The following is a 7,580-nucleotide window of genomic DNA, read 5'->3' as shown; positions in this document are numbered from 1 at the left end:
GATCCGCTATCGGGGCCCGGCGGGAACCCGCCCGCTTGCGTGACACGCGGCGACAAGTCAGAATATTGACCTATGGCCGAAGTTGTGCCCTTCTCTGAAGCGAAAGCCCACCTGTCCGAACTGGCCGAACGCGTCGAACTTGAGCATGCGCGTGTCCTCGTCACGCGCAACGGACGGCCGTCATTCGTACTGGTGAGCCCCGACGACCTCGACGCACTCGAAGAGACACTCGACATCCTGCGGGATCGCGACCTCGTCGACTCGCTGAAGCGGTCCCAAGAAGAGGCCGCTCAGGGCAGATCACGGCCCTTGCCGTCTGCGTGAGTTCGGCGCCTACGGACCCATACGAGCTCCGCATCACTCCTGAGGGACTCCGTCACCTGAACCGTCTCCCCGCGAAGATCCGCGACGCAGCGCTGGCGGCGCTACATGGCCCCATCCGTGAAAACCCGCACCGGCTCGGCAAGGCGCTGGTCGGGGAACTCGCCGGGCTTTTCTCGGCGCGACGAGGCGACTACCGGATCATCTACAGCATCGACGACACGGCCAAGATCGTCATCGTGCACAGGATTCAGCATCGAGCGTCGGCGTACCGGCGACGATGACTCATATCCGCGCGCGGACTGCAGCGATAGCGGATCCCCTTGTGGGTGATCGAAAACAATCAGTTTCGTTCGGTTTTCTTACGGCGACCCCCACCACTGTGGTGGTGCGTGGTCAGATGTGGCGGGCCGCTTCTTGGACCAGCTGCACGCGCGAGGTCAGCCCGAGTTTGGTGTAGACGTGGGTGAGGTGGGTTTGCACGGTGCGCGGTGAGACGAAAAGGCGGGTGGCGATGTCCTTGTTGGCCAGACCCTCGCTGACCAGGCGGACGACGTCGCGCTCGGTGGGGGTGAGCGATGCCCAGCCGCTGGTCGGTCGTTTGCGTTCGCCGCGGCCGCGCTGGGCGTAGGCGATCGCCTCCTCGGTGGACAGGGTGGCACCTTCCGCCCAGGCGGACTCAAAATCCGTCTTGTCCATTGCATCTCGCAGCGCCGCCACCGACGCTTCGTAGCCGGAGTCCCAGACCTTGAACCGGACCGCGCCCGTGCGCTGCCGGATGCCATCTGCCGCGCCGAAAAGCCGGGCAGCTTCACGATGACTGCCGGCGTCACCGGCCAGAGCGGCGAGGCATTCAAGGGTGTCGGAAATACCCAGGTATGTCTGCATGCTGGCGGCGACCGCGAGCGCGTCGTGGGCGTCGCGTTCGGCCTGCTCCGGCTCACCCTGCGCGGTCGCCACGCGGGCGCGAGTGGTCAGCGCCCACATCAGCCACCAGCCGGTCGTGGTCGCGACCGCTTCATCCGACCAGCGACGGGCCCCGAGCAGATCCCCGCCCGCCAGTGCGGCTTGCGCACTGTGGGCGCGCCCCATCGCCGTAGGCGCGGTCAACCCACTCAGGTGCTGGCGGGCCGCCTCGGTCGCGTCAAGCGCCGTCGCAGCATCGCCGGCGGCCAGGGCCGCGGCAGCCAGCGCTGAGTAGGCGAGGCCCAAGCTAAGCCCGGCCAGCTCGGACGCGGCTTCCATGGCCGTGTCGATGGCGGCCCGGGCAGCAGCCGTCTCACCCTGAAATGCGAGTCCGATGCCCTGGTACGCAATGCTGTGCACCCTCCGGATCTCGTCGTGAGCTGCCTCGGCCTCTGCGGCCACCGCGTCGAATTGTGCGACGGCCCCGGCCAGATCACACTGATATGCCTGTGCCACTCCGAGGCAGAAGCGGCACAAACGCGAGGACCACCCGTCGCCGATCGCGTCGGCGAGGTCGCGTCCTTCTTCGGCGGCCGCGCGCGCCACGATCGGAATACCCGCCACGACCGCCGCTCCGACCGCCTGCCAGCCGAGGAGCTGGCTGAGTCTCCACCGGTCATCCAACTCCCGGGCCAGGCCGATCGCCTCGGCGAAGTACGACCTGGCCACCTCGGGACTGTCCCAGACGGCGATAAAACAGCAGGCGGTCAGCGCCCGGGCCAGCAGGGCCGGGTCGTCGATACCACGCGCAATCGCTAGCGCCTGTTGGGCCTGATCGAGGCTGGCGGCGGCGTTGACCCAGGTGTCGAGCAGGGCCTGGTCGGCGAGCGCCCGGGCCCGTACCTTGGCCTCAAGGTCGCGTGTGTTCTCCTCGGTGAGGACGGCGTCGAACAGGGCCAGCCCTTCTCGGATGCGCCCCCGCGCCTGCCACAGCGGCTGCAACGACGACGCCAGCGCCAACGCCAACTCGACATGGGAGTGTTCGCGGCTCCACCCGAACGCGGCGCGCAGATTATCGATCTCGATCTCGGCCTGCTCGAGCCGCCGCTCATGATCGGTGCCTACCGGCGCGTCGAGCAGCGCCGCCAACGCCGCGTAGTAATCGCATTGACGCGCCCGCACGGCATCGGCCTCGCCGGACTCCGCCAGTTTCTCCAGTGCGTATTGACGCACCGTCTCCAACAGCCGGTATCGCGTTGCGCCGCCTGCATGTTCAGCCACGACAAGTGACTTGTCGACCAGCAGCGTCAACTGATCGAGTACCTGGTAACGCTCAACATCACCTCCGCCGGCGACCGCTTGGGCGGCCTCGAGGTCGAAACCGCCCAGAAACACCGCCAGCCGCCGAAACAACACCCGCTCAGGCCCGGTTAACAGCGCATGTGACCAATCCACCGAGGCCCGCAGTGTCTGCTGGCGGCGCACCGCGGTGCGCGCCCCGCCGGTCAACAGCCGGAACCGGTCATGCAGACTGTCGAGGATCTCGGCCAGCGACAACGCCCGCACCCGCGCTGCGGCCAGCTCGATCGCCAGCGGCAACCCGTCGAGGCGCCGGCAGATCTCGGTCACCGCCACGGCGGCAGTGTCGTCGCTGACCGCGAAACCGGGCCGTACCCGGCGCGCGCGGTCGGTAAACAGCTCGATGGCTTCATCGGCCAGCGACAGTGACGGCACCCGCCAACTCACCTCACCGGACACGCTGATGGGTTCACGACTGGTCGCCAACCCGGTCAGCCCGGGCGCCCCGCCTAAGAGTGCGGCGGCCAGATCGGCGCACGCGTCGAGCAAATGCTCGCAGTTATCCAGCACCAGCAGCATCTGCCGGTCGGCGACATGCCGCAGCAAGGTGTCCATGGTGGAACGGCCCGGTTGATCGGGTAGCCCCAGCGCTCGGGCCACCGTCACCGACGCCAGCTCCGGGTCGGTGATCGGCGCCAAATCCACATACCACACGCCATCGCCGAACTCGCCGGACATCTTGGCAGCGACCTGGATCGCCAGCCGGGTCTTGCCCACCCCGCCCGCACCGGTCAACGTCACCAATCGGTTCTCGGCCAGCAACTCCCGCACCTCGTTCATCTGTGCTTCGCGGCCCACAAAACTAGTTAGCTGCACCGGAAGACTAATTGCTGCAACGGCTTTCGGCGTGCGCAGTGGCGGGAACTCGTTTACCAGGTCCGGATGGCACAGCTGCACCACCCGTTCCAGGCGCGGTAGGTCCCGCAACGGATGGGTGCCCAGGTCGGTCATCCAGGCTCCCTCGGGGAGTCGATCGGCCACCAGCGCTTCGGTCACGCCCGACAAGACGGTCTGGCCGCCGTGGCCCAGATCGCGCAGCCGCGCGGTCCGGTTGATGGTCGGGCCGGCGTAATTGCTTTCGTCGCGCAGCTGCACCTCTCCGGTATGCACGCCGATGCGCAGCCGGATCGGCGCCAGCGGCGCCCGCTGCAACTCCAGCGCACATGCCACCGCATCACTGGCCCGCGCGAACGCCGCCACGAAGCTGTCGCCCTCACCCTGCTCCACCGGGCGCAACCCGTGATGAGCAGCGATCATCGCGGACACGACCTGGTTCAGCCGCGCGATCGCAGCGGTCATCTCCCCGGGCCGGGTCTCCCACAGCCGCGTCGAGCCCTCGACGTCGGCCAACAGCAGCGTCACCGTGCCCGTCGGCAGCTCGCTCACGCCCAACTCGCTCCAGTCCACCAGCGGCGCATCTCCGCGGCGATCGATCTCGCTCATGCTAGCCAGCATGCGGGCACCACGTGCGGCAAAACATCAGCGCAACAGCGCACATTGGCGCCGATCGCCCGCGTATCTACGACCCCCCAGCGCGCAGATCTACGCGCTGCGGCGGATGATCTGGGCCGGAGGCCGTCGGATAGTCGACTCGAAACCGACCCACTGGAGGCCCACCATGACCACCGACACCGCCCACACGAGGTCAACGCCGACCACGGCTCACGACCGCTGCCGACGTGGTGAGCATGCCGTTGTCCTCGGGGCAAGCATGGGCGGCCTATTTGCTGCCAGAGTGCTCGCCGATTTCTATCGAACCGTCACGGTCGTCGAGCGCGATGTGCTGCCGACCGGTAGTGCGCAGCGACGCGGCGTGCCCCACGGCCGCCACGCTCACGCACTGCGGCCCCGCGGGTCGCAGATCCTAGATGAGTTGTTCCCCGGTTTGCTGACCGAACTCCTCGCCGACGGGTGCCCGGTATGGGACGACGGTGACTTGTCTAAGTGCTACTTGTCCTTTGGTGGACACCCATTCGTCCGAACGGGAACCTTTCGTGATATTCAACCGCGCGGCGCAGCGTATTTCCCCAGCCGGCCATTTCTCGAGGATCACGTCCGTCAACGCGTCCGCGCAATTCGAAACGTCACGCTGATGGACGGCTACGACGTGGTCGAGTTGACGTCGAATGCTGATCGAAGCCGCATCACCGGAGTCACCATCACCTCGCGCGACGGTGACGAGAAGCAGAGCCTCACCGCGGATCTGGTGGTCGACGCTATGGGCCGCGGTTCCCGGACACCCGCCTTTCTCGAACACCTCGGCTATGATCGGCCCGCAGAAGACGAGGTCGTGATGCGACTCGCGTACGCCAGCCAGTTGCTGCGGATTGCGCCCGGCATGGTCAACGAGCTGCTGGTGATCATCGGCCCCATCCCCGGACGACCAACCGGGATGGCGTTAGTCGCTCAGGAGAACGACACGTGGTTGCTCACCGTCTCCGGGATGGTGGGACGCGAGCCGCCGGCCGACCTGGTAGGCATGCTGGACTTCGTCGAGGATTGCACGCCGCCCCAGCTTCTGTCGGCGCTGCGCTGCGCCGAGCCGCTCGGGGACGTGGCACGATATCGCACACCATCGAGCCGGTGGCGCCGCTACGACAAGATGCGACGGTTTCCGGCCGGTCTGCTGGTATTCGGTGACGCGATATGCAGTTTCAACCCGATCTACGGTCAAGGGATGACGGTCGCTGCGCTGCAAGCCTTGGCGCTCAACCATTGTTTGCGCGCCGGTGCCCAGCGCTTGGCGACCCGGTACTTCGCCGCGGCCGCCAAACCTATCGGTCTGGCTTGGCAACTCGCGGTGGGCGGCGACCTGAACCTGCCCGAAGTTCAGGGGCCCCGGCCGCTGTCGAGGAGGCTGATCAACAGTTACATCGATCGAGTGCAGGCGGCCGCCGAGACCGACACCGTGATCGCCGAGCGTTTCACGAAAGTCGGCGGGTTTTCCAAACCGCCCGCCAGTCTCATGGCCCCGTCGGTCATGCTGCGAGTCGCTGCGACAAACTGGCGACAGAGGCGACACTCAGGCCCGATGCAACATCGACAGGTGTCAGTGGCCCGATAATTCGACTCCCTAGAAAAGGCTTGGCCACCACGGGCGTTCAGACGTGGCGGGCTGCTTCTTGGACGAGTTGCACGCGGATGCGCTCAGACACAGAGCATTTGCACGGTGACAGCCGATACCACCGCCGGCCAATAATCGGGCACGTAGTCCACTATCCGATTGCCCGGTGACCGATGCCAACCGAAGACGGGGAGAGCGACACTGTTGGTATGGAAGCAGAATTTGTGCGCAGTGAGCGACTGTTTACAGGCGCGCCGTATGCCTACGCGGCGATCGCGCGACAAGGCTGCCTCGTCGTCACCGCCGGCGCATGCCCGCTCGATGATCACGGGTGCGTGGTTGCCACCGGTGATATCGCCGCGCAGACGCGAAAGGCGCTCGAAAACCTGCGTATCACGTTGCAGGAGTGTGGCGCTGCGATGGGTGATGTGCTCAAGACGACGATTTTCGTGTCCAGCAGCAGTCGCGCTGATCTGCAGCTGGCTTGGCGCGAGGTGGCCACCGCCTTCGGTCACGCCGAACCACCGAGCACGCTGCTCGGGGTGGCGGTCCTTGGTTATCCCGATCAGCTCGTGGAGATCGAGGCGATTGCCCTGGCGCCGGCGCGCTAACGGCCCGCTCTATGCAGAACTTCGCTTACTGCGTGAGACCGAGCGAGATCTCGGTGGGGTTGGCTTACTTGGGGATCCCCCTACGAGCAGCCGATCGACACCATGCCTCCTGTCCCGAGGGGTACCCAGCTAGGCGGGGTCGTCAATACTTCCACGTTTCCGCAGGTCGGTAGGTGGCTAACGTTTAGTCTCGCGTCATGGATCGTATCTGGCAGTGGGCGTGGGATCGGTGCGGGGCGAGCTATTCATGGGTGATGTGGGTAGGCACGTTCGTCATCCAACTGCCGGGCGACCTCGTCTGGTCGTTCTCGGTCGTGGCTTTCGAGAAGTCGGGTCGCTACGTCGAGGCGACTGTTGTGACGGTGATCGCGGCGGTGGTGTTGTCGTTCGTGGTGGTTCTTCCCGGTAGCCGACGGTTCCGCCTTGTACAAGGGTGGGCGGCTGGCCGTGAGGTCGATCGTGCACGGGCGCTGCAAGACACTTACACCTGGACTCGCGCAGCCGGTGTTCGATTGACGGGATTTAGGACTGTGGGCGTCGCAGTGCTTTTGATGGTTGTCGGTGTGATCGCGGGAGCGAGTGGGACGCGGCTAGTCCAGTACGGAATTTTGGGCGCCGCGTTCGGAGCTGGCTCGGCATTGTTCGGTATGCACAGCTTCCTGGACCCCGCGCTGCGGCCGGCCAGGGTCGCCCTGGCTGGTGACACTGAGATCGGTGACTCGCTTCTCCGCTCGCGCCCGACTTTCGCCGCGTGGGCGAACTTGTCGGTGCTCGCGGCCGCGTTCGGGTTCGCCCTCACGGGCGCGATGCTGGCCGCTGTGTTCGGTCGCGTCCGTGACGTGCCTGTGCTCTGCGTAGTGTTCGCATCCGCGCAGGTGCTTTTCTACGCGGTGCCGTTCACCGTCGGCATGGGCTTCGCGTCGTCTTTGCGCCCAATTCGCGACCTCGCTGACGGGACTGAACGGGTTGGGGCCGGCGACTACGGCCGACGCCTGCCGGTGGTGCAGGACGATGACCTCGGGGCGCTGGCAGCGTCGTTTAACCGCATGCAGGCGGGATTGGCTGAGCGGCAACGCCTTCAGGCGGCGTTCGGGACATACGTCGATCCGGCCCTGGCGGCGCGGCTGCTGGAGCAGGGGGACGATGTCTTCAGCGGCGAGCGCCGCGAGGTGACGGTGATGTTTGTCGACGTTCGGGATTTCACCCCGTTCGCGGAGGCGAACACCGCCGAGGATACGGTCGCCCGTCTCAACGCCTTGTTCGAGATCGTGGTTCCCGCTGTTGTCGACGCCGGTGGGCATGTCAACAAGTTCCTCGGC

The 7,580-nt window shown here is 66.2% G+C and carries 6 protein-coding genes; 5 read left to right on the top strand and 1 reads right to left on the bottom strand.

The annotated features are described in order from the left end of the window. Positions 1 to 72 precede the first annotated feature (72 nt). Entirely contained in the window at positions 73 to 324 is a 252-nt protein-coding gene (locus tag VML93_RS02295) for a type II toxin-antitoxin system Phd/YefM family antitoxin (RefSeq protein ID WP_325607257.1), read from the top strand. Next, positions 321 to 605: a type II toxin-antitoxin system RelE/ParE family toxin gene (locus tag VML93_RS02290; protein WP_325607255.1), complete on the top strand. Its 285-nt coding sequence runs from the start codon at positions 321 to 323 to the stop codon at positions 603 to 605. Before VML93_RS02295 ends, VML93_RS02290 begins: the two co-directional genes overlap by 4 nt. A gap of 112 nt (positions 606 to 717) precedes the next feature. On the opposite strand, the gene VML93_RS02285 is transcribed toward VML93_RS02290, so the two are convergent. Then, entirely contained in the window at positions 718 to 4,041 is a 3,324-nt protein-coding gene (locus VML93_RS02285) for a LuxR C-terminal-related transcriptional regulator (RefSeq protein ID WP_414686262.1), read from the bottom strand. Between the two features lie 163 nt (positions 4,042 to 4,204). Here VML93_RS02285 and VML93_RS02280 point away from each other — a divergent pair, with 163 nt between their 5' ends. The 3 genes from VML93_RS02280 to VML93_RS02270 form a co-directional block, all read left to right on the top strand. Then, positions 4,205 to 5,650: a 2-polyprenyl-6-methoxyphenol hydroxylase-like oxidoreductase gene (locus tag VML93_RS02280; RefSeq protein ID WP_325607253.1), complete on the top strand. Its 1,446-nt coding sequence runs from the start codon at positions 4,205 to 4,207 to the stop codon at positions 5,648 to 5,650. A gap of 209 nt (positions 5,651 to 5,859) precedes the next feature. After that, a complete protein-coding gene (locus tag VML93_RS02275) occupies positions 5,860 to 6,261 on the top strand; it encodes a RidA family protein (protein ID WP_325607251.1) in 402 nt (133 codons plus the stop codon). Between the two features lie 197 nt (positions 6,262 to 6,458). Further along, positions 6,459 to 7,580, top strand: a 1,122-nt coding sequence (locus VML93_RS02270) for an adenylate/guanylate cyclase domain-containing protein (protein WP_325607248.1), incomplete at its 3' end; no start/stop codon positions are given.

Source organism: Mycobacterium sp. (genome assembly GCF_035499775.1).
GTDB lineage: Bacteria > Actinomycetota > Actinomycetes > Mycobacteriales > Mycobacteriaceae > Mycobacterium.
The sequence above is the reverse complement of the archived record's forward strand: the minus strand, read 5'-3'. Positions and strand labels throughout refer to the sequence as shown.

Bases quoted from the DNA above. Each gene is read 5' to 3' on its own strand.
- VML93_RS02295 (WP_325607257.1), top strand. From the start codon at position 73: ATGGCCGAAGTTGTGCCCTTCTCTGAAGCGAAAGCCCACCTGTCCGAA.
- VML93_RS02285 (WP_414686262.1), bottom strand. From the start codon at position 4,041: ATGCTGGCTAGCATGAGCGAGATCGATCGCCGCGGAGATGCGCCGCTG.
- VML93_RS02280 (WP_325607253.1), top strand. From the start codon at position 4,205: ATGACCACCGACACCGCCCACACGAGGTCAACGCCGACCACGGCTCAC.
- VML93_RS02275 (WP_325607251.1), top strand. From the start codon at position 5,860: ATGGAAGCAGAATTTGTGCGCAGTGAGCGACTGTTTACAGGCGCGCCG.